The 23,250-nt window shown below is 57.3% G+C and carries 11 protein-coding genes; 1 reads left to right on the forward strand and 10 read right to left on the reverse strand.

Features of this window, described 5'->3' with window-relative positions; translation table 11 throughout:
* Window positions 1–153: 153 nt before the first annotated feature.
* On the forward strand, window positions 154–903 hold the full coding sequence (locus WG622_RS04705) for a WecB/TagA/CpsF family glycosyltransferase (RefSeq protein ID WP_339402514.1): 750 nt from the start codon (window positions 154–156) through the stop codon (window positions 901–903).
* Here the strand turns inward: WG622_RS04705 and WG622_RS04710 are convergent.
* The 10 genes from WG622_RS04710 to WG622_RS04755 form a co-directional block, all read right to left on the reverse strand.
* A complete protein-coding gene (locus WG622_RS04710) occupies window positions 900–2,393 on the reverse strand; it encodes an O-antigen ligase family protein (RefSeq protein WP_339402515.1) in 1,494 nt (497 codons plus the stop codon). The genes WG622_RS04705 and WG622_RS04710 overlap by 4 nt on opposite strands.
* Before the next feature lie 94 nt (window positions 2,394–2,487).
* Entirely contained in the window at window positions 2,488–3,153 is a 666-nt protein-coding gene (locus tag WG622_RS04715) for a sugar transferase (protein WP_339402516.1), read from the reverse strand.
* Between the two features lie 539 nt (window positions 3,154–3,692).
* Window positions 3,693–4,958: a Wzz/FepE/Etk N-terminal domain-containing protein gene (locus WG622_RS04720; RefSeq protein ID WP_339402517.1), complete on the reverse strand. Its 1,266-nt coding sequence runs from the start codon at window positions 4,956–4,958 to the stop codon at window positions 3,693–3,695.
* 84 nt (window positions 4,959–5,042) lie between these two features.
* Window positions 5,043–5,768: a 4'-phosphopantetheinyl transferase family protein gene (locus WG622_RS04725; protein WP_339402518.1), complete on the reverse strand. Its 726-nt coding sequence runs from the start codon at window positions 5,766–5,768 to the stop codon at window positions 5,043–5,045.
* Window positions 5,765–10,498 carry a MupA/Atu3671 family FMN-dependent luciferase-like monooxygenase gene (locus WG622_RS04730; RefSeq protein ID WP_339402519.1) on the reverse strand — a complete coding sequence of 1,578 codons (4,734 nt, stop codon included), beginning with the start codon at window positions 10,496–10,498 and terminating at the stop codon, window positions 5,765–5,767. Before WG622_RS04730 ends, WG622_RS04725 begins: the two co-directional genes overlap by 4 nt.
* On the reverse strand, window positions 10,495–11,523 hold the full coding sequence (locus WG622_RS04735) for a glycosyltransferase family 2 protein (RefSeq protein ID WP_339402520.1): 1,029 nt from the start codon (window positions 11,521–11,523) through the stop codon (window positions 10,495–10,497). Before WG622_RS04735 ends, WG622_RS04730 begins: the two co-directional genes overlap by 4 nt.
* Entirely contained in the window at window positions 11,520–17,906 is a 6,387-nt protein-coding gene (locus tag WG622_RS04740; RefSeq protein WP_339402696.1) for an SDR family NAD(P)-dependent oxidoreductase, read from the reverse strand. Before WG622_RS04740 ends, WG622_RS04735 begins: the two co-directional genes overlap by 4 nt.
* 98 nt (window positions 17,907–18,004) lie before the next feature.
* Window positions 18,005–19,393 carry an oligosaccharide flippase family protein gene (locus WG622_RS04745; protein ID WP_339402521.1) on the reverse strand — a complete coding sequence of 463 codons (1,389 nt, stop codon included), beginning with the start codon at window positions 19,391–19,393 and terminating at the stop codon, window positions 18,005–18,007.
* Window positions 19,390–20,217 carry a glycosyltransferase family 2 protein gene (locus WG622_RS04750; RefSeq protein WP_339402522.1) on the reverse strand — a complete coding sequence of 276 codons (828 nt, stop codon included), beginning with the start codon at window positions 20,215–20,217 and terminating at the stop codon, window positions 19,390–19,392. The genes WG622_RS04745 and WG622_RS04750 overlap by 4 nt, the downstream gene beginning before the upstream one ends.
* Window positions 20,218–20,313: 96 nt before the next feature.
* Window positions 20,314–23,127, reverse strand: a complete 2,814-nt coding sequence (locus WG622_RS04755; RefSeq protein ID WP_339402523.1) for a calcium-binding protein — start codon at window positions 23,125–23,127, stop codon at window positions 20,314–20,316.
* Window positions 23,128–23,250: the final 123 nt, after the last annotated feature.

A 23,250-nucleotide genomic window follows, 5' to 3' on the forward strand; every position in this document is an offset into this window, starting at 1 on the left:
GGTCGGTTCTGCTCGTTCTTTTATGGGGGACACATTGGTCCTTTAGCGCCAATCAAACCGAGAAATGGGACAAGAATAAGTCGGTGCTCGGGCAAAGCTGGCACCAGCGGGCAAAAAATCGTATGGCTTGAACAGGCAAAGACCGAGGGACGCGTGCAGTATCAAACAAAGAACGGCGACATCCGTGTGAATATTGGATCCAAAGCGGATCTGGAAGCACGCGTACGCGACAAGTTCAAACAAAAACAGGGCTTTAGCCTTGCGACCATCAATCTGGATCACTTGGTCAAAATGGACCGGGACTCAGGGTTCTATGAGGCCTATCGCAAACAGGATTTTGTTGTTGCCGATGGGAATCCAATCGTTTGGACCTCGAAATTGGCACATAAACCAGTGGATTTGCTGCCCGGATCAGATCTGGTTCTGCCACTGTGTGAATGGGCGGCCTCTGAGGGGCGCTCGATTGCCTTGTTGGGCAGCACAGAGGCGGCTCTGAATGAGGCGGGAAATGCTTTGGCTACCAAGGTGTCTGGCTTGCATGTTGCCTGTATGATCGCCCCTCCGTTTGGGTTTGACCCGAACTCTGACGACGCGGCAGACATTTTGAAAACTGTCGAAGCCTCCGGCGCATCGCTCTGTTTCCTGGCCCTCGGCGCGCCCAAGCAAGAGCTGTTGGCCGCCCGTGGTGCAGATTTTGCGCCCTCCGTTGGCTTTGCCAGTATCGGCGCGGGGCTGGATTTTCTGGCTGGCACGCAAACCCGCGCGCCGCGCTGGATACGGGCGATGGCGGTCGAATGGGTCTGGCGTTTGATGCTGAATCCAAAGCGTCTTTGGAAACGCTATTTCGACAGCGGACTGATTATGCCGCGACTGGTTTTGCAAGCAATCAGAGACCGCGACTAGAGAACCGTGCGTGGTCGCGCCGTTGCTTGAGGCACCGGCAGGTCTACCTTGGGTTTAGGTGCATTTTTTGGCACCAAATATGCCTCTGCATAGCCCAAGAGCGCCCCTGCAATCAGCCAGGTCATCGTGGTCAGCGTCGCATTAGGCAGCAAGTCTACTGTATTGATTGCCAACAATAAACTCAGTCCGCCGACGATGGGCGTGACCTTTTGGCGCTGTACTGAATTTCTTATACCGCCTAGCGCAGCAAACGTCTTCCTTTCTGGCTGATGTTTGCGCCAATTGTCTTCCATTGGCGCGCGCACAGACAACCGGTAGACAAGAAAGATCGGAAAGATCAAAAGCCCGAATTCTCCGATAAAACCCAGCCAGCCCAGCATGCCGAGAGTCAATACCCAGCGCCCATCGGCCACCGAAGTCATACGCCCTGAAATCGGATCGTGGATCTGGTTGCGCCCCCAAATCCCCCAACCGAAATAGGGCTTTTCCTGCGCGCGATTAAGCAGCGCGCCTTCGTGTTCAAAGCGGAATTCCAGCGATTGCGCGCGGTCGTCGCTGACACGAGAGGCCATCTCGAGCAGGCGTTCTTCGGGCACCAAATGCGCACCTTTCGCAATCGGGTAAGCCAGGGCCAGACAAGCCAAGACCATCGCAAGCTTGGCCTGCATACGCCAGTTGGTGAACAGAACCATACCGATGATAAACGTCGCATAAATCAATGCGCTGAGTGTCTTGGCCAGAACCAATACAGCCGCCAAAAACAACGCCGTCCAAATCAGTTTTGTGCGCAAACGCCCTTCTGTATTCGCAATCAGGATCACGGCAGCGCTCAGGCTCATCATCGTCAGCATAGCTGCCCAAATGCCATGTGACAGGAAGACAATCGGGCGGAACCCATCGCCCCGGATCATCTGATCAAACATATGCTGGAAGAACCCATAAACCCAAATATTGATCTGTGGGCTCAGGCGTACTTCGACCAGCATCGGGAAGGCATAGGCCGTACCCGCGATCACCATCGCCAAAAGCAGATCACGGAGGTCTTTTTCGGTTGTCAGCAGATTTCGGGCCAAGGCGAAATTCGCAAGCAGGATGCACTGCATCACCATCATCGCAAAGATATCCTGCGCATAAAGGCCGCGCAGCATGTCCATCGCAAAAACGATGGGTTCAGGATTGGTCAGAACTGTTGGGATTGGCGCCAGAACAAAGATCGCCACGAGCACCTTGCCCAACACAGTATCCGGCAGCCATTTGATCTTTTCCTTAGCGTAAAACACCGTCAACAGGATCGCCATCACATTGGGGATGGTTGTCTTATCCAGCGCTGGAAACAGCGGGAAATCGAACTCTGTCGGATAAGGCGGCAACAACAGATAGCTTGCCAGAACAGACCAAATCAAAGCACGCCCGGGCGGCAGGGCACGGAAAATGCCCAGCATGACCAACGGCCATAGCGCCAGTACCAGATGAGCGAATAGATTTGGCATGCTCGATGAAGTGTCCTTAGTTACCTGCGCAGCCTAGGATCACAAATGGCCGATTTTGAGGCGGCTTTCGGATTATTTCATATCCAAAAGCGCTTTAGTGACCCGTTGCATTCACCACAACACCGACGGTCTTGAACATGATGCGCACGTCAGAGGCAAAGCTGAGGTCGTTTAGGTAGTCGCCGTCGAAATCCGCACGCTCGACAAAAGAGCTCTCGTTGCGGCTGGAAATCTGCCAAGGGCCGGTGATGCCGGGACGTAGATCGTAGTAGGCGTCGCTCGGGTAGATCTTCTTTTGATCGACCATGATCGGGCGCGGGCCCACCAGGGACATATCGCCAATCAGAACATTCCAAAGCTGAGGCAGTTCGTCCAAAGAGGTCTTGCGGATCAGGTGGCCAACTTTCGTGATGCGAGGATCATTCATCAGCTTTTGCTTTTCATTCCACTCACGCGCCTCAGTTGGGTTTGCCGCCAGATAATCCGCAAGGATTGCGTCCGCATTGGCAACCATGCTGCGCAGTTTGACCATCTTAAAGCTGCGACCTTGGCGACCCAGACGTTTTTGAAAATAAAAAGGGTTTTTCCCATCCAGAGCGACAAAAGCCGCAAGCACCAGAACAACAATGGTCACAGGGATCGCAAGCACGGCAACGGCGGCAATATCCAGAGCACGTTTGAACAGACCGCGATAGAGGCCCAAAGGCTCTTGGCTGCGGTCTTGTACAAATTCAAAGCTTCCGTGGTCTTGAAACGCCATGTTTTCAACTCCAAAACGAGAACAGACAAAGCTCCGCCACCGCACCCGAAGGGCACGCTTGAAAAGAACTTGCTGAAGGGGGGCCGTTGCCAGTTTCGGATCCCTTTGGATCCTGGCACTTGTGGTCCGCTATTTCAGCGCCTGTGGAATGTGTTCAACTTGTGTCTATTTTTACCAAAAATGGCGCAATTCGTCCATGAATGCGGAAACAAGGTTAATTTCTAAGTTACTGTTTTTGTTCACTATTTTGGAAAAGGACGCAAATTTCATGACAATATCGTCAAATTCTCTGTTTTTTTGTCCGAACCCGCGAACCAATCCCTAATTTTCGCGAAATTTGTTCACCTCAGCGAACCAAAACTGTTTCGCGAGAAAGATCAATTTTCGAACAATTTGAACTTTGTTTGCCGAAACTTCCGGTCAAAATTCGCCCTTCAATCCAGCGTTGAATTTGATTCGCGAATTACGCGCAAACGGGCCAATAAAAAACCCCGCGAATGCGGGGTTTTGTAAGACTCAAAGGGCTATAGTTTCTAGCGTCAAGAGCTTGAAATCACGACAACTATTGCCATTGCAATCAAGACGGCGACAAAGACGCCTGTCACCCAAATCATTCGGCTTAGCAAACGCTCGCGTTTCACTTGCACGTTGGGAATTACAGCAACCGCCCTCAAGCCCAAGACACGTTCCAACTGGGCCTCAGTTCGGATAACGGGATTGCGCAATTCCATCAAGTAGACCAAGCCTACGCCAACCATCATCGCCAAAATACAGCCCGCCAAGGCAATCTTTTTGCGGTTGGGCGACACAGGCTCATCCGGAGCCACCGCACGCTCCAGAATAAAGAAGCTTTCAGACCGCTCAGTTTCCTGCAGCATAAGCCGCATTTCGGCCTCTGCCCTGCCCCGCGTAATGGCCTGATATTGATCGGTCAGCTGTCGCAGTTCGCGCTCAAACCCAGTCAGCTGGCGTTCCAGTTCTGGTGCCGCCGCAATAACCACTTCGACCTGATCGATACGGGCGCGTAGCAGATTGCGCTGCTCTTCCAGGCGGGACACACGGTTGGCAAAGACCGTGCTATTGGCGCGCTGGCCAGAGTTCAGTTCCAGGATTTCGCGTGACACGACAAGTTCTGCATCCCGCAGCGTCCGCAACTCTTCGCGTTGTGCTGTGATACCAGTCCCCAGTGAGGCAGAGTTCTTTTGGCGGAAATCCGCAATCTGGCTTTCATATTCACGGATCGCCGCGCCGATGCGTTCTTCTTCGCCTTCGAAAAACGCCATGGTTTCGCGCGCGCGCATTTCGCGGCGGGCGCGGTTCTGATCCACCACGTTGTCGACAAGCTCATTGGCGACTGCGGCCGCCAAATCGGGATTGCCGAGGGCAACGGTAATACTCAGCGCCGTTGGAATGACATCCGGACGCCAGGCCAATGCCGGATCCGAGATCTGCGACACAGAGGCCGCCTCGCGCAGTGCCGTAATTTTCTTATTCGGTGTCATCGAAGGGAGATCGTCAAAGAGATCGAACTCGTCGATGATGCCTTGCAGGTTTTCCCGCGCCATCACGCGTTGTTCGATGATCTGCAATTGCTGCAGGATCTGCCCGTTGGCCGTCGCGGTCGAGGACGCCGTTTCGATGTCGGGCTGTTCGATCTGGATGACCGCCATGGTTTCATAGGTGCGCGGCAAGCTCAGGGCAAAAACCAAAGAAGCAATCACGCCAACAAACACCACGAACACCAATAGCGTGACGTGGCGCAGAAACGCGCGAAGGATCTCGTCTAGGATGGCAAGCCTGATCATATCTCGTTACCTAATCTGCTCTTCCCAATGTGTTCGGGCACATCTTTTGCGGGTGTTGAAGCGTAAGATGCACCCGTAATGTGTTTATCCTGTGACCGAATCTTGGAAATCCGCGTCACTGTGATGGCCCTCGCCAATCCAGCAGAGGCTGAGGATCTGATCGCCCACGAGCGCTGTCATGCCTTTGAAAATCGTGCCGGATTCAAACGGGCCCGCATCCTTCATCAGACGTGCATCAAAACGACCCTGGCGGTCAAAGACGACGCTGAGATTGTCAAAACCAAAGATCTTGCGGCTGATGGTGTACTGGCATTTATAAACCGCTTCTTTCGCCGCAAAGAAGCGACGTGCCACCATACCACGGCTTTCAAAAGGCAACTGGCGCAGCCAGGCCAGTTCTTCGGGGCGGCAGATTTCCTGAAACAGCTCGGCTTCGACTGGGATGGACGGTTCAATATCCACGCCCAGCGCTTTAAAGCGGTCACGTTCTGCGGTCACGGCGATACAGGCTGTGTCGTCATGCGCAATGCTGCCAACAATGGCGCGTGGCCAGATCGGTGCGCGGTCATCCCCGACGGGAATGGCAGAAGGCGCACGGCCCAAGGCCAAAAGCGCACGGCGCGCAGCCATGCGGCCCGCCGCGAACTCGCGCTGACGCGCAGGCACGGCTTTGGAAATGGCTTGTTCTTCGACCGGCCAAAGCGGATCTGGATCGGCTGTCGGAGAGGTTACAGAAACTGCGACACCTGTTGGCAGCACCGCACGTGCGGCCAGTTCTAGGCGTGAATTATGTCGCATCATCATCGTCATAGCTGGTTCTCCTTGCGAGTGGCACGTAATGCGCGCCGTTTGGACATGGCAGCGTGACGAGCGAGAGACCGCTCGTTCGTTGTTTCCAACACGCGAGTCTCAGGCGCCTGAGCAGAAGGTGGCGTTGCCTGAGGATGTGTCGGAGTCTTGGTGGTTGTGCGCCCGGATTCCCTCGAGCCGGTCAGGCTCTCCAGGCGCGCAACGAGGTCTCCCAGGACCGGGAAACGGAAGATGTCGGTGATGGACAGCGCCTTGAAGCCCAGCGCATCGCGGAGTTCACGATGGGTTTGCACGGCCAAGAGGCTATGCCCGCCAAGGTCAAAGAAGTTGTCCTTCAGGCTGACCGCATCCGTCCCAAGGACACGGCACCACACCGAAGAGATCGCCGCGCCAATGTCTGTGTCCGAGGAGGGCACGGCGTCAGACACTGGCGCAGGATCTGGTGTCGAGGCCTGAGCCGCCTGTGGCGCTGGGGCGTGGGCCTCGGGTTTTGCGGACCGTTTTGCAGGCTTTGGCAAAGCCTTGCGGTCCACTTTTTTATTCGGCGTCAGGGGAAATTCCGTCAGCTGAACAAAATGGCTTGGCACCATGTATTCAGGCACCTCGGCGTCGAGATGCTGTCGCATGGTGGTTTCATTGGCGTCACCGCGGACATAGGCGACAAGACGGACATCGCCAGGCGTGTCTTCGCGGGCGATGACGACGGCTTGTTTGACGTCGGCAAGTGTTTCCAGGCGGGTTTCGATCTCGCCCAGCTCAATACGATGGCCTCGGATTTTCACCTGGTGGTCGGCACGACCGATGAAATCGAGACCTCCGTCAAGACGCGCGCGCACCAGATCGCCGGTGCGATACATGCGTCCCTCGCCGCAGAACGGATCGGCACGATAGCGATCTTCGGTCAGATCCTCGCGCTCCCAATAGCCGCGCGTGACCCCTGCCCCGCCGATCCACAATTCGCCAGCCGCGCCCAACGCGACAGGGTTTTGCGCATCGTCCAGAACATAAAGCTGCGTGTTCGCGATAGGTTTGCCAATGCCGATGATGCCCTCATCGGTCTTGGTCTCTTCGGTCGACGACCAGATCGTGGCCTCGGTTGGCCCGTACATATTGGTGATCCGCGCATCCGTGAGCGCCTTGAGATCCCGCACAAGTTGCCCCGGCAGAGCTTCACCGCCGACCATCATATGTTTGATCTGCGCCAGCGCCGTGCTGGCCTCATCGTTCATGGTGAACATGCGGGCCATGGATGGGGTGCATTGCAGATGCGTCACCTCGTGGCGCATGATCTGCCCTGCGATCGACACATCGCTGTCCGCAACGCTCTGCATGTTGGCCGAGGCCGCAACGACTTGTGCCAAAGGACGCAGGCCCTCCAGAACCACATCGGTGGCAATGCCATAGTCGATCAGGCAGGCAATTTCTGTCACGCCGATGGCTTTGACCTGCTCAACCCGCGCCAGACAGTCTTCGACAGTGCCAAAGAGGCCGGATTCCTCGAAATAGCGGTGGAAGGCGTAGTCCAGAATGCCCTCAAGCTCTTCTTCGGTCAGAGAGCCAAGGTCGATCTCGAACGCATTGCTGGCCCCTTCAGGCTTTTTGAACGCAGGGAAGGCCCAGGCGTATTGCTTGATCAGACCGGCTGCTGAGCGCAGATAGTCTTTCATCGGGCCGCGTGCGATTTCACGTGCGGTTTCGCGATCCTCGGCCACAAAGCTGTGCAGCATCAGCGTGACCTTATAGTCCGCCGGATCAAAGCCCGCCTCGCGCAGCGCCTCATGGTAAATCTTGATCTTGCCCGCGACCTCATCAACCGATTGCCCCAACAAATGGGTCAGAACGTGACAGCCATTCCGGCCGGCCTCGCGCCAGGTTTCAGGATTGCCAGCCGTCGTGACCCAGAGGTCGATGTCCTTGGACACCGGGCGCGGTTGGGTCAGAACCGCGTGCATTTCGCCATCTTTCCGCGGGAAAGACACCTCTTCGCCGCGCCATAGCTTGCGCAGCTCTTGCATCTGTTCAAACATCGCCGGTTTGTTGGCAGGTGGAGTATTCTCGGGCCGAAGGACAAAGTCATCTGGCTGCCAGCCGCTTGCAATCGCAAGACCCGCTTTGCCGTTGGTCAGATTGTCGATGACGGACCATTCCTCAGCAATGCGCGCCGTGTGGTGGAGCGGAGCAACGCAGCTCCCTGCCCTCACACCAATGTTCTTGGTGACAGCCGCCACCGCCGCGCCCGTCACGGAAGGGTTCGGGTAAGGGCCACCAAAGGCGTGGAAATGACGTTCCGGCGTCCAGACCGCGCAGAACCCGTTGTCGTCTGCGAATTTCGCACCTTCCAGCAGCAATTCATATTTGCCGCGCCCGATGCCATCGTCATTGCCCCAATAAAACAGGCTAAAGTCCATACCGCCCGCGCCGGAGCCAATCGGACCGTCAGAAATCTGAGCCGCGCCCTCATCACCCGCAATCACAACCTTGAAGCCGCGAGAGAGTGTGTAGAAGAGCTCGAGCACCGAGATATCAAAGCTAAGGCTGGTGACTGCAAGCCAAGTGCCCGGGTCTTTGTGCTCGATCTGGGCATCCATGCCAGCAAAGAAATTCACCACATTGCGGTGCTCGACCATGACGCCTTTGGGGCGACCGGTGGAGCCTGAGGTGAAGATCAGATAGGCGAGGTCTTCGCCTGTGGCCTGGGTCTCGACAGGCTCTTTGGAGGCCGTCGCGAAGACTGGATCGCTGTCGATTTTAAGAACTTTCGCGTCACTTGCAGGCAAGCTTTCGGCAATCGCGTCCTGGGACAGGATGAACTTGGCCCGGCTATCCTCAACATAGATCGCGATGCGGTCTGCCGGGAATGCGGGATCAAGCGGCAAATAGGTGCCGCCCGCTTTCAGAATACCAAGACAGGCCACGACCAAATCGTGACCGCGACGGCAATGCACGCCAACGACGTCCCCTTTGACCATGCCATTGGATTGCAAGACGTTCGCGCATTGATTGGCGCGGGCTTCTAACTCAGCGTAGCTCAGAGTGTCATGCTCAAAGACCAGAGCCGTTGCATCCGGCGTCTTGGCGGCTTGATCGGCAATCAACGCATGGATCGTCGTGGTCAAGTCCACGTCGCAATCCGTTGCGTTCCACTCCGTCAACAGATGCGCCTTCTCTGCAGGCGGCAAGAGATCTAGATCGGCGATGTGCGCGTCGGTGCTTGAAAGCTGCTCTGCGATCCATTCCAAACGCGCAACCAGCAGTTCCGCATGACTTTCGTCCACGCGGTTGGCATCATAGCGCAGACGCATGCGCGACCCAGAGATCATCAAATTCAGAGCAACACCGTCAATGGCACCCGCATCAGGATCAGTGATCATGGCCAGATCAGGCACTTCCAGCGCCGCGAGGTCTGGCGCGCGGGCGATCAAGTCCAGAGGATAGGTGTCGCGACGCGTCACGGCATCGATGTCTGTGGCAGTGGCTTTCACTGCGGCACCAACAGGTTGATCTTTGGCAACCTCGACGGAAAACGGAACCCAAGAGGCCAGATAGCCCGCGGACCGCGTCATGCCCTCATGGACAATGGCGATTTGCGCGCCTTCTTCACAGCCGCTCATCGACGCAAACAGCCGTGCGACGGTCAGTTGTTCGGCGGCATCAAGCTCTGAAGAGACAGACAAGCTGGCCCAATCCGCAGGCTCTGACATGGGTTTGATCAGTGGCAGGCGCGCGGGCGCATAGCTGCACAGCGTGTCGCGCCAGTAAGCCTCGTGGTTCGCAACCTTAGACAAGGCGCGTTCCAGCCGGTCGCCGTTCTTAGGTGCAGATAGGATCGAGCCGACGGTCAGCGCATGCACCTCTGTCACCGCATGCCCGTTCAAATCGCAGATATCAGAGAGCACGACCGCCCCGTTTGCACAGGCAACGGTCAGCTTGCCATCTGCACTGGCAAGAACCTCACCAGGACGGCCTTGCGCATCTGTCAATTCAGCGGCCCGCACGGCCAGAATATCGCCCGCAACCGAGATTTTCGGCAAAGTCAGCGGGTTCCAGTAATCCCCGTGACCGAGCGCTTTGATCAGGGAAACAACCTCTGCGGCTGGGCGGTCAAAATCGATCCGCCCCCCGGCACCCGGCCGATCCGCCGCGCCAAAGTAACGGCGCACAGAAAGATCCTGTTTGCGGCGCGGCTTCCCGCCCGCCTCAAGCGCTTTGATCACCTCGGGAAAGCTGTCCATCGCGGCTTCAAAACACTTGGTGTTGAGCGTCAAAGCCGTGTCTTCGCGCGCAATGTCAAATCCGCGCTGCACGAGGATATCGCCCTCGTCGACACCGTTTTCAATCAAATGCCAGGTGATCCCGTGCTTGGCTTCACCATTCAACCGCGCCCAAACCGGCGCGTTCAATCCGGCGTAATCCGGCAGTGGCCCGTCGTGGAAATTCACTGCACCCCCGGCCTTCGCCAAAAGCGCCTCCGGCACGATCTGCAAATTCGCAATGCTCAAGAGCCAGTCGAAGTCGCCCTCAACAGTCACATCCTTCAACGCACCATAATGCAAAACCACCGCATAGCCTTGTGCCTTAGCCCAATCGGCAATCACATCAGAGCGCGTGACGACCTGTGCCACCTCATGGCCTGCGGATTGCCAGGCCTCGGCGCATTGGATCAAAAGCGTTTCATTTCCGATGAAAAGACCGGACAATGGGGCTGCGACGGATTTGCTTTGAAAATTCATGACTGCTCTCCATTCAGGATCGGCACGCCTTTCGGGTCCGTGATCTGCCTCTGTTTGCGACCGGCACTAAAAAACGCGGCCTTTAAGCCATGGAGTGCCATGTCAATGAGGAAGAATTTGGGCGTGGATGCGGGTTTTCTTTGGAGGATCTCTCGACATCTCGCAAAGCTGCCTCCTGCCAAATGCAGGAGCGTGGCCGCTACCGTATAGGCGCGACCGTGGTTTCTGAGGAAATAGTAGAGTCGGCTATCAAACCAATAGCTCGGCATGCGTTTGTGGGTCTTCATGCCTGTGGACACAGAGCCGATATGGGTCACAACGCTCTCGCGGACATAGGTCATTTTATGGCCCGCAAGGACTGCACGCAGACAGAGGTCGGTTTCTTCGAAATAAAGGAAGAAGCTCTCATCAAAGAGGCCGATTTCGTCCAGAACTTCGCGGCGGATCATAAGGGATGCGCCTGCCAGCCAACCCACGTGGCAGGTTGCGTCGGGAATGGGCAGCGCGACGATTTTGTTGCGCAAAAGACGACTGACCGGGCCGAATTTGATCGCACCCTCAAATTCACTGGATATCGTGGGGAAGCGAAACGCAGTTTGATGCGGAACCCCATCGTCTCCAATCGTCAGGCTGCCTGCAAACCCAGTTTCTGCGTTTTCTTCCATATGTTTAAGCAGATAGGAAATCGCATGGGGCTCGGGGAAAGCATCAGAATTCAGGATGTAAATATAGTCGGGACGTTGGTCCGGCATGGTCTGAAACCCAGCCCGAATGCCAAAGTTATTGCCCGCTCCGTATCCGCCATTGCGACCCGATTGCAGCACGCTGACCATGGGCCAATCCTGCCGCGCCACAGCATCGCGCATCATCTCAAACGAGCCATCCTGACTGTCATTGTCCACGATCAGGATCTCACCACGAATGCCGTCCATCGCGGCCACAGCTGCCTCGGCGGCGTCCAGCGTCATCTGCGGCGTGCGCCAGTTCAGGATGACGGTCAGGACTGTTGGATCTGTCTTGCTCATCCTGCGGCCCTCCGGAATGGGACGATGACCTGATCGGCCTCTTCGGCGTCCTCGATGGCTTTGCGGATATGTGCGGCAAGTACCCGCACGTTGGGTTCGAGAACCATACTGTCGTGGTCCCCCGGCACCTCGAGCACCGACAGATCAGACACAAATTGGCCCCAATCGTTATCAGCCAGCACATAGGCGCGGTCTTTGTCGACCAAACGGTCCTCGGCGACCTGCCATTTGCCCACCATTGGCGGACGATAGAGCGCGACGCGGCCGGACCATGGGCGCACCTGATAGCTGGCGACCGCCTTCAGGAAGGCCGCTTCGATCTCGGCATTGTGGAAGTGCGCCTCGCCGTCATCCGCTTGCGTTTCAGCCTGTGGGCGACGTTTCTCGATCTCCCAAGCGATGCGGTTCTTGGCCCAGCGTGTGACATATCCGATGCCGCCGGATTTCAGCTCTTGCAGCTGGATCTTCATGCGATCCTCGCGGCTGAGGGGGCGGCGTTGCGGTAAGGGTGTGTCCAGCATCACCACTAGTGAGACCTCTTCGCCCATGGCCTTAAGCTGATGGGCGATCTCATAGGCCGTGATGCCTCCGCCAGAAAAACCGCCTAACATATAAGGCCCATGCGGCTGCACTTGCTGCATCTCGGCAATATAGTCCCGCGCGGCTTTTACAATGGAGTCATGCGGAGCAACGTCGCCAAAAAGCCCCCGCGCCTGCAGCCCATAGAAGGGCCGATCCGAGCCGATCAGATGCCCCAGATGGCGCAGGTTCAGAACGTTGCCGTACATGCCAGCGACCAAGAAGAATGGCGTTTTGTCGGACTGCAACGCGCCATGCATCGGCACCAAATGTGTGTAACGACGTTCCGGCGCGCTTGGGCCGGGGATGATCTCGGCGCTCTCGGCCTCTTGGGGGCCGATACGCTCCTCGATCAGGGCGGCGCAGCTCTCAATCGTGGGCGCCTCAAACAGAACTGAGATCGGGAAGGAGACGCGATAGGCTTTCTTGACCATCGCAAAGAGGCGCACGGCGATCAGGCTATGGCCGCCAAGATCAAAGAAACTGTCGTGAATGCCGATCTGTTCGATGCCCAGAAGCTCGGACCAGAAGCCCGCCAGAGTGCGTTGAATATCGGTTTCCGGTGCCACGAAATCTGCATCAAGATCCGGGCGTTCAAATCCTGCGGTGTCTTCAGGCTCGTCACCTTCCGCCGCCGCTTGGTCCATCAGCCCCAGCAGATCCAATGAGGACACGACAACACGCGGTAGACCGGTCGCTAGGGCAAGTCGCAACGCTTCGCCGCCCTGTTCGGCTGGAATGCCCTCGGCGATATTGTCTGCCAAACGTTGCTCGCCCGGCGACAGCGTTTGTGGCGCGTCTTCCTGATCGCGACGGATGTCTTTCGCGCTCACGGGTGGAGTTGACCCCAGCGAGCCACCAACCGGTAGCTGTTTGATCGTCAACCCGTCGACTTCGACACAAACACGGCCATCCAGATCGGCGAGGGTCACGTCAAAGGACGCGGTCCCCTCAGCGACCGAGCCGCTAGTCAACGTCACATGGCTGATGATGTCCGCAGGCAGCGTCGCGAAATGGCGCAGTGCCCCGTAGCTCATGGGCACCCAGAGGGAATCCGCCTGATAGCCCTCAATCAGATCCATCGCCCAGCCGGTCCCGATATCCAACAGGCCGGGATGCAAGGACATGTCCTTTGCCTCGCTGGAAAGCGTGTTTTGCAGGCTGAGGCAGGCAAGGCCTTCGTTCCCTTTAAAGCTCTGGGACACAAGTGTTTTCCAATGCGGCCCAAAGTTCAGATGCGCTTCCTGACGGGTCACCAAGGTCTGACCAACCGGCGCGTCTTCAACAGAGGTAAACCGCGCGCTCAGGGCTTTGACGTCCAAATCCTTGGGCATCGACAGAGCGACCATGGAAATGCGCCCTTCGGCATGCAGGACAAACCCGTCCTGATGGCTGCCAAGGATCTCAAACTCGTATCCGGCGTCGGTTTCTTTCAGGCTGATCCGCAGCTTGCGAGACTGGCCGTCCTCGACATGGAACGGGCGAAGGAACAAGAGATCACGCACCTCATAGGCTCGGGTTTCATCCAGCGCCTGCATTGCTTCGGAAATCAGCTCCAGATACCCCGTCCCCGGCAGGATCGCCGCCCCATCGCAGGTGCGGTGTTGATCCAGCATCCAGCAGTTTTCCGCGCTGAGCTCGGCGGAAAACACGATTTCATTGCCCGGCAACACCCTCAGGCGCTGCAAAACAGGGGCAGAGATAATGCGGTCCTGAGGTTTCTGCGCCGCCTCTTGGCCAAGGCTATCCACCGCCATGCCCACATCGGCCCAAACGCCCCAATTCACTGACATCACTTGCGTTTTGTCGTCTTTGCGCGCAGCAGCATAAGCATTCAGAAATTCGTTTGCGGCGACATAGTCCACCTGCCCCGCTGGCGTCGTCACCGTTGAAGTCGAAGAAAAGAGAACCAACCAGTTCAGGTCTCCGTCCGCGAAGAGCTGATCCAGAACCAGCGTGCCATGCAGTTTTGGTGCCATGACATCCGCCACATCCACCGAGGATTTCGCGAGCATCGGCCCATCGTTGATCACTCCGGCCGCATGCACGACACCGTTGATCTTGCCAAACCGCGCCTCGACTTCGCGCACAGCACGTTGCATATCGTCCAGATTGCAGACATCGGCGGCCACGATCATCAGCTGGCCTGGCAGCTTTTCCAGATCCTCAACCAGACGCACACGCCGCGCGAGCGGATCGCTGGCCGCGCGGAAGGCTTTGATTTTATCCCAGTTTTCGCGATCCGGCAGCGCCGAGCGGCTTTGCAACACGACATTCGCGCCCTCAGCCAGCATCTCGCGCGCAACGGTTGCGCCAATGCCACCAAGACCGCCGGTGATCATATAGGTCTCACCCATGCGCCATTTGGTCGGTTCTTGCGTCAGGGCATGCGGCTTGGTCATTTGAGTGAACCGTTTTGCGCCGCGATAGGCAATTGTACCTTCACTTGGCTCGGCCAAAAGCTCTTCGAAGAGGCGATCTGCGAGACCCTCTGTGAGTTCGACATCAATAGAGGCCCCGCTCACACCGGGCACCTCGCGAGGCAGCACACCCAGAGGTCCTTTGACCACCGATTTCTCGGGATATGGCAACGCCTCACCCGCGACTTTTGCCGCGCCATTGGTGACGCTCATTACATGGACGGGACGTGGCAGGTTTTCTTCAACCATCGCTTGGGCGAGATAGAGCAGCGTGTGAAAGCCCATCTCGAGGTTGCGGTGGAAAAAGCTGCTGCCCGGACGGAAGGTCTCGGCCTCGGTCACGAGCCATAGGTGCAGAATGCGATCGGGCGCGCGGCCATTGGCGATCAAATCTGCGATCAGTTGATCATAGCCCTCACGACCGCGTTCCGGTGCCAGCACATAGCGATCTGAAGCCAGTTTCCCGAAGGCATCGCCCGTGGAAACTTCGGTCACAGAATGCCCTGCGCCGCGCAGCTTATCAGACAGATCGCGCCCCAAACCGGTGTCATCCATAAAGATCAACCAACTGCGCGGCGTGCTCAGGGCTGGATCGGCCAATAGATCTGGATCGCAATCGGCAAGCTCTGGTTTCCAGGCCATGCGATAGCCCCAATCGGCAATATTTTCCTGACGCATCAAGGCCCGAGGCGCAGTCGCCGCGGACTCACTTGGCGCAATGAAATACGGCGCCTTTTGGAAGGCATATGTCGGCATCACAACGCGATTACGACGCGCCTCGCCCCAGATCTGAGACCAGTCGAAGGCGACACCACAGGCCCAAAGGCGGCCAAGGACCTCCATGAAGAACTTATCGTCCTCGATCTCTTCTTTCGGATGGCGCAGGCTCGACAGAACCTTGCCACCCGCGATGTCGGAATGCATCCGCGCGAGTGAACTCAGCGCTTTTCCCGGGCCGACTTCGAGAAACACGCGACCAGGGATTTGTGCCGCCGTCGCAAGGCAATCAGCAAACATCACCGTGCCGCGCAAGTGAGCGCCCCAATAGTCTGGATTTTGTGCGTCCTCAGCACTTAGCACCTGACCCGAGCGGTTCGAGATGATCGGCATCTGAGGCGCGTTCAAAGCGATGCTGGCGAGATAAGCGCGGAAGTCGTCCAGAATGGGTTCCAACATCCGGCTATGGGCCGCGATGTCGATCTGGATGCGTTGGGCTTCGATCTCGTCCTTGGCAAGGCGGTTTTGCAATGCGTCAAGCGCTTGCTGAGGGCCGGACACCACTGTTAGATCGCTGGCATTCTTAGCTGCAATATCAAGGTCTTGATCCATGTAAGGCGCGAGGGCCTCGACGGACAGAGGCACGCTCAGCATGCCGCCCGCAGGCACTGTGTCAAAGAGCTGGCCGCGCAGAAGAACAAGGCCGATGCAGTCCTCAAAGCTCATCACTCCAGCGAGGCAAGCCGCAGTATTTTCACCCATGGAATGGCCTACCAGAGCCGCAGGTTTCACCCCCCAACTCATCCAAAGCTGCGCCAGCGCGTATTCCGTGATCATGATCAACGGCAGCTGCACAGAAGGTTGCGTCAGCTTGGCATCGGCCTCCTCGCGAGACATATCTTCGGCCAGCCAGATCGCACGGGGGTCATAATCGACCTTGCGCCGCAGAATATCGAGGCCCTTGTCCATCCATTCATGAAACACCGGCTCGGTTTCATAGAGAACCTGCGCCATGCCCGCGAATTGAGCGCCGCCACCGGGGAACATAAAGACCACCTCGGGCGCATCAGTTTCAGCCGCATGATCAAAGACCCGCGCCTTGTCGCCGCTTTCCAGCAGGGTGATGGCTTGTTCATGGCTTTCGGCCACTACAACGCGACGTTTCTCAAAGGCGCGGCGACCTTCTTGCAGGGTGTAGGCCACATCGGCCAAAGGCACATCAGGGTTGCCCCGCAAGTAACTGGCAAGACGCGTAGAATTGCCATCCAGCGCCTTGGATGTCCGCCCCGAAATCGTCAGCAAATGAAACGGCCAATCGGCCTCTTCCGACGGGATCTGCGCGGGCGCCTCTTCGAGCACCACATGGGCGTTGGTCCCGCCAACACCCAACGAGTTCACACCGGCGCGGCGTGGCCCCTTGTGGCTGACCCAATCCGTCAGACGGTCGTTCACTTTGAACGGCGAGGTTTCAAAATCAATCGCAGGGTTTGGCGCTTCGTAACCCAAGGACGGCGGCAGTTGTTTATTATGCAAGCTCAGCGCGGTCTTGATCAAGCTCGCGGCCCCTGCGGCAGTGTCCAGATGGCCAATGTTGGTTTTAACAGATCCGATCCGGCAGAAGCCCGCATCCTCTGTGGTTGCGCGAAAGGCTTCGGTCAGAGCCGCGACCTCGATCGGGTCGCCCAGATAGGTGCCCGTGCCGTGACATTCCACATAGTCGATGGTGTCGGCCGAGATATCCGCGACGCCATGCGCCTCGGCAATCGCCCCCGCCTGCCCGTCCACGGACGGCGCGAGGTAGCCTGCTTTGTCCGACCCATCGTTGTTCACAGCGGTCGCACGGATCACGCCCCAGATGTGGTCGTTGTCCGCCAATGCATCGGACATGCGGCGCAGCACCACGACGCCCGCGCCGGATCCAAACACCGTGCCTTGGGCGCGATGATCAAAAGCGTGGCAATGGCCGTCCGGCGACAGAATCTCTCCGTCCTCAAAGATATAGCCACGACCATGCGGCATCTCGATGGTCACGCCGCCCGCAAGCGCCATGTCGCATTCACCGTTCAAGAGCGACTGCACCGCGTAGTGTGTCGCCACCAAAGACGTCGAGCACGCGGTCTGCACCGACAGGCTTGGGCCTTTCAGATCCAGAAAATGGCTGAGGCGTGTGGACAGGAAATCCTTGTCGTTGCCCGTATGGCGCAGCAGGAACATGCCCGTGGTGTCGACCAGATCGCGATTGCTGCAGACGTTGAAATAGAAATAGCTGCCCATGCCGCAGCCGGCAAAGACCCCAATCGGCCCGCCAAATTTCTCGGGCATATGGCCTGCGGTTTCCAAGGCCTCCCAGCTGACTTCGAGGAATTTGCGATGCTGAGGGTCCATGATCGCCGCTTCTTTGGGGCTCAGGCCAAAGAACTCTGCGTCGAATTTTTCGTAGTCTTTCAGGATCGCAGCAGAGGGCACGTAGTTCTTGTGGCGCATCCGCGCGGCGGACTCGCCTGCCTCGGCGAGGTCGGCCTCGCTGAGTTGCGTGATGCTTTCAACACCATCTCGCAGGTTTGCCCAATAATCGTCCAGCGTATCAGACCCCGGCAAATGGGCTGCCATCCCAACGATGGCAATATCATTTTCCGACCATGTATCTTGCGCGTTTTCTTTGACCATTTGACCACTCGTCTGCACTGCTTCCTCCCCCGAAATCCAGACAGACTCGGGGCGTTGGTTAACGGATAGACCGCAAACCAAGCGTTAAATGGGAGAGATCAAGGCGAATTTAGGGCGACCAAAGCGGTGACAGCGGGCCAGTTCACCGAAAAGGCGAGTAGCACCAATATCACCCCAAGTGCCCCAAAGACCCCATCGTGCAGAGGATCCCAGGTGCCCTGATGGCGTGCCAGCCACACCACGACAGGGTAAATCAGAATGCCTGCGAGGGTCGCACCGATGAGGGCACCGAAGAGGCCCCCGAGCACCACACCCGCCCAAAGCCCCGCGATCATCAGGACCGCGCGGGTGGCATTCAAAACAAAGAAACGGCGGCTGTCGCCTGCCGCCAAAGCCGCCTGATCATAGGTCAGCAGGATCAGATGCGGGATTTGGGAAACGGCGACAAAGACCAGAACGCCTCCGGACAGCATATATCTGGAATCATAGAGAAAACCGATGATCCAATTGCCGAAAAGCGCGAGGACACCTGACATCGTCAGCAAGGCTGCCGACACCAAAAACCGCATCTTTCGCAGTTTGGCATAGTTCTCGGGCGAGTCCTTGGGCGGGCGTTCTCGATAGATCGGAATGAGCACTTTCTGGATCGCGAGATTGCCGAGCAGGAAGGGAAAGCTCGCGAGGAAAAACCCGATATTATAGATCCCCAGCATCTCGATGCTCAGGAATTTCCCAAGGATGATCTTGTCGCCCTGATAAAGGAAGAACCCCGCTATCGTAGAGAGGAATATCCAGCGACCAAAGTTGATCAGTTCCGAGACCGCCGACTTATCCCAACCAAAGCGATTGTGATCTCCGGGCAAAAACAATGTGTAGAGCACCAGATGCGCGACCGATGTCGCCAGACCACTGATCACCAGCGCCCAGATCGACCCCGTCAGCCATGCCAAAACCACTCCGACAATGATCCCAAAACTCTGCCCCGCCAGTTCCAAGAGGGTGACGCGTCCCATCATCAGATGGCGATTGGCCGTATCCTTGCGCGTTGGGAATAGCCCTGAAAGCACCAAAGTGATCCCCAAAACAGGTAGGATCTGCGCCAGTTGAGGGGCCTCATAGAACGCCGCCAAAGGCCAAGACAAAGCTATCGCGCAGAACCAAAGGATCACGCCGCGCCCGACCTGCAGCGTCCACGCTGTATTGAGGAACTTGGGGTCATCGCCCCGTTTGCTCTGCATGATCGCGGGGGTCACGCCCGCGTCCGAGAACATGTTGAGGCCCTGAATCACCATATAGACCAAGGCCATCATGCCGAAGGCTTCGGGGAACAAAAGCCGCGTCAGGATCAGGTTGGACGCCAGTCGCAGGGCTTGCTGTGTGCCGTAGCTGCCGACCGTGAGGGCAGAACTCCGCATCGCCCGCGCGCCAAGGCCAGAGCCGGTAAACAGCCCCCTCACCCGTCCGCGCAAGCCGCCTGCGTTATTCATCGTCCACGTTTCCATTCATCGCCAGACTGATCCTGCGTCAGCCTTACGATCAAGCTCACGCCCGCATAGGCGATGAACCCAAACGGATCGCCCAGCGCATATCCAAGGATGCGCAATTTGGAAAAATCGCCCTTGTCCTCGTTCTTCATCAGCTCCGGATAAAGCTCTTCGAGCTGAGCAACGCCTCTGTTCTGACGACGGCGGACTTTGATCAGGTTTGCCCAACCTTCAGCGACGGGCCAGACATAGGAGCTGGGCACAGCAATGCGCTCACGCCCCGTGAAATGCAGGCGCACATACATGTCGTCCGAGATGATTTCCGGGAACTTACCCCAACGCGCGCGACCCGCGCGGTTGACGGCAAAGAGACCAGACCCCGGAACTGAATTCGACATAAACGGCGTCTTCATCCAGAACCGCGCATAGGCTTTACTGACGCCACTCGCTGCCGCCATCTGCAGCTGGCCACTGGCCCAGGCCGGTTCTTCTTTGTCCAGAACCCGCGTGATCTGGAAAATGACCCTTTCGGACACACGCACATCGGCGTCCAGATAGATCAGAATATTGCCCTCTGCCGCGCGTTCACCGACATTCAGAGCATGCAGCTTGTCGCCGCGTTCAAGGTCGATGATTTTAAGACCCCACCCGAGTTCCGCCGCCAAGACCTCGTATTTGCTGGCAACCTCAACGGTGCGATCCTCGCAACCATTGGCGACAACAATCACCTCGGCCTCCTCGACACGCTGGGATTTGAACAGCGCGTCCAGACAATAGCCCATCCAGGCTTCTTCATTGTTTGCGGGGATGATGATGCTTGTCTTCATCCTATGTCCTGCTCGTGTCGCTCTGTTTCCGTGGCGAGTTTCAAACAGTATTACCGCATTTTGACGCGGAAACCCAGAGCCGGATTGCCTGCAGGCCTAGAAGAAATCCGCGAAGCCCACATTCACACCGGGCATTTTGGAAAATGACATGGTCTCAACCGAGCTGATCTGGACGGTGCCATATTGGGATTCCGCCCGCAGGGTCTGACCATCGCGGAAGAACCGGTATTCCTCCATAAAGCCCTGCAGTTCGACATGGTCGACGCCTTCTCCGCCATCGACAATATCGCTGCCGCCGTGACTGACCAGAGTGTCATCCCCCGCGCCTCCTAAAAGGATATCGGCATAGACCGAGCCATCCAGCATCTCGCCCTCAGGCGCTGCCGAGAGTTGCACACCATTGGCGAAGACCTCGCGCCCGCGTCCATCAGGCTGGCCGAAACCAGAGGTATTATAGGCCATCAAAGCCTCAAACCGCGCGTTGCTGTCGTTCAGGCTGCGCAAAGCACCCCAGCTGCCCCATTTGCTGGTCGGGGCCACGTCGACAAAAGCGTTGAAAAGCTTGCCGCCGGCTTTGGTCCACTCGGCGATGACCTCTTGATAAAGCGCGCCCATTTCTGGCGAGTAATTCAGAACTTCAAAGAAGGCTGTCAGTTTCTTGTCATTCACCCAATCTCCGTGGCCGACCACATGGGTGCCGCCTTCATACATGATCAGATCCAGCCCATAAGACTGAGACACCCGCGCGTGATGCGGCCAGGCCTCTTTGGTCAGGAAGGCCACAGAGGTCTTGCGGATCTCTTCCACAGATTTCTCTATCGCAACCTGCTCACCTTGCTTGAGCCACCGGCGGACTTGCGCGGGTCCTTCTTCGTCGCCCAACTCATGGCCGAAATAGCCAGTGATCGCATAGGCGTCGAAATGATCGGCAGGGCGCATTGGGTCTAGGTCTGCCTCAAGGAAAGGCTCCTCCAGCCCGACCCATCCGGTGTGAACGGCTGCCACGCGCACGATGCGATCCTCTTGGCCTGCGAAAACGCGGCTCCAGCCCTGCATCACCTTGGCCGCATTCAGCCCAGCCAGTTGGAACCACGCATTATCCGGTGCGCGCGATCCCCATTTGGCTTTGGCTTCATCGACCGCCCATTGGGTTTGCGGAAAGATGAAGTTCCAAAGCTCGTTGGAATATTCCACATAGGCCTTCAAACTTGGACGCATCTGATCGCGCACAAGGGTCGCGAAGCCTTCGATGTAACTGTCATCCGCCATATGAGGCATGTTGAACCAAGCATCAGTGCCGATCTGGTTCACAAGCTCGATCATGACTTCGGCGGGCGCGCCGCGGCGCATGTAGGTATAATCGGAAACCAATGGGCGTTCTGACCAAGAAGCGATTTCGGTCTCGTTGGTCTCCATCCAGTCCATGAAGCGCACGAGGCGCATGTCTTGGATCAGCTTCAGCCACTTGGGATTGAAGGTGACGCCCATGTCGTAAAGCGGGATATGGTTTTCATGCACAACCGCGATGTTGCGAATGTAGTCGCCGGTTTTGTCAGGATCTGTCTTGGTGATCTTGATCCCAACCGAGCCTTCGCCCGGCGCATAGCGGAACCAGATCTCACCATCGTTATAGCGTACAGGCCGCGCGAGGCCGGTGAAGTCGATGCGTCCCTGCCCCTCGTAGGTCAGACGATATAGGCCGCCGAGTTCGGTCAGCTCTTCGGGCATATCGGTCAGAATAAACGTCTCGACCCCATCCATGCGGAAGGGGAATTCTTTGGGCCAGCCATTGGCGTCTAAAATACCGTCGGCCTCTAACTCGTCAGCCTCAAAGCCGCCCCATTGGCCACGTCGGTGTCCAACCCAAGGGCGGGCAGATTTCATCAGGTCTAGAAATGGCAATTGCGTCGACCAGTCCGAAATCGCGTTCAGGCCAATGCCTAGACTTGGTGCATCGGTCGCGGCAACCTGCATGACAGATGCCGCGTCTTTTGCCGCGGGTGCCTTCACCCGCTTCATCACCGCCTGCACCTGCGTATCTGCGATGTTCATTTCCTCGGCAATGATCCCTTTGAGCGCGTTGAAATAGGGCTCAACCATAGGATCGATCTCAGGCGGCAAACCTCCGAAGATTGGCATTTCATTAAACAGACCCGCATAGGTCACTGCGGCGGCCAGATAATAGAGCGTCGCGCTGCCGTGGGTCATGTCATCGGCGTAGATGTCCAGCGTGCCGATCTTCGACAGGCCCGTTTCCCGGAACGCGCGAGACAGAACGCGGGCGACAGGGATCAGTTCGACCTGCATGTCTGGCCGTTCGCGTTGGATGCGCTCGGCAAACTCAAGGTACCACTCGTGGTATTCGCCAATATTGTATTCGTGATACTTCCGCAGCTTGCGGCGCGATGGCGGGTAGCCATAAGGCTCCATATCCGCCCAGCCCTCATAGATCACCACGCGTTTGCCGTCTGCGGTGCGATCCAGCAGATCCAGCGCAGCCGTCACCGGAGACCAATTGTCCGGATTGTCCCAACGATAGGGAATGCTTGGGCCGCGATGTTGCACGAAGTTCGTCGGGTTAAAGACGATCGTGTCATAGCCGATGCCGTCGAAGGTCTGGTTTTCACCCCATGCAGATTTCACATCTGCGAATTTCCACTGCGGCTCTGGAGGCAACTTGGCGGGGAATTCTTTGAGAAAGCCGAAATGCCCATCCAACTCGAACTCTCGGCCAGATTGTTCGGCAAAATGCGCGAGCCAATGGGGCACGGTCGTGGTGTCCGTGTCGGTCAAATGGTGGATCAGGCTATTGCCAAAAAAGAACAGCTTCTTGGACTCAGCACGCGCAAAACCCGCGGCCAAAGCCACCAGAATGAAACTCAGCCAAACGCGGCGAAGTAGTTTTCTCATCTCGAACTCTCAATAACTGCTGGCCCTAAGCTCTGTGCCAAACCCGCCATTTTTCAAGCGTGACTGTGGTATTACTGGGGAAAGCGGTGCGAGATTGGAAACAAACTCAGCGAGGATCGCTAT

The sequence above is a fragment of the Cognatishimia coralii genome, from assembly GCF_037478305.1.
Taxonomy (GTDB): Bacteria; Pseudomonadota; Alphaproteobacteria; order Rhodobacterales; family Rhodobacteraceae; genus Cognatishimia; species Cognatishimia coralii.

What these genes read in the sequence shown, in the direction of transcription:
- WG622_RS04710 (WP_339402515.1), bottom strand. Translation starts at nt 2,393, where the DNA reads ATGCCAAATCTATTCGCTCATCTGGTACTGGCGCTATGGCCGTTGGTC.
- WG622_RS04715 (WP_339402516.1), bottom strand. Translation starts at nt 3,153, where the DNA reads ATGGCGTTTCAAGACCACGGAAGCTTTGAATTTGTACAAGACCGCAGC.
- WG622_RS04720 (WP_339402517.1), bottom strand. Translation starts at nt 4,958, where the DNA reads ATGATCAGGCTTGCCATCCTAGACGAGATCCTTCGCGCGTTTCTGCGC.
- WG622_RS04725 (WP_339402518.1), bottom strand. Translation starts at nt 5,768, where the DNA reads ATGACGATGATGATGCGACATAATTCACGCCTAGAACTGGCCGCACGT.
- WG622_RS04730 (WP_339402519.1), bottom strand. Translation starts at nt 10,498, where the DNA reads ATGAATTTTCAAAGCAAATCCGTCGCAGCCCCATTGTCCGGTCTTTTC.
- WG622_RS04735 (WP_339402520.1), bottom strand. Translation starts at nt 11,523, where the DNA reads ATGAGCAAGACAGATCCAACAGTCCTGACCGTCATCCTGAACTGGCGC.
- WG622_RS04740 (WP_339402696.1), bottom strand. Translation starts at nt 17,906, where the DNA reads ATGGTCAAAGAAAACGCGCAAGATACATGGTCGGAAAATGATATTGCC.
- WG622_RS04745 (WP_339402521.1), bottom strand. Translation starts at nt 19,393, where the DNA reads ATGAATAACGCAGGCGGCTTGCGCGGACGGGTGAGGGGGCTGTTTACC.
- WG622_RS04750 (WP_339402522.1), bottom strand. Translation starts at nt 20,217, where the DNA reads ATGAAGACAAGCATCATCATCCCCGCAAACAATGAAGAAGCCTGGATG.
- WG622_RS04755 (WP_339402523.1), bottom strand. Translation starts at nt 23,127, where the DNA reads ATGAGAAAACTACTTCGCCGCGTTTGGCTGAGTTTCATTCTGGTGGCT.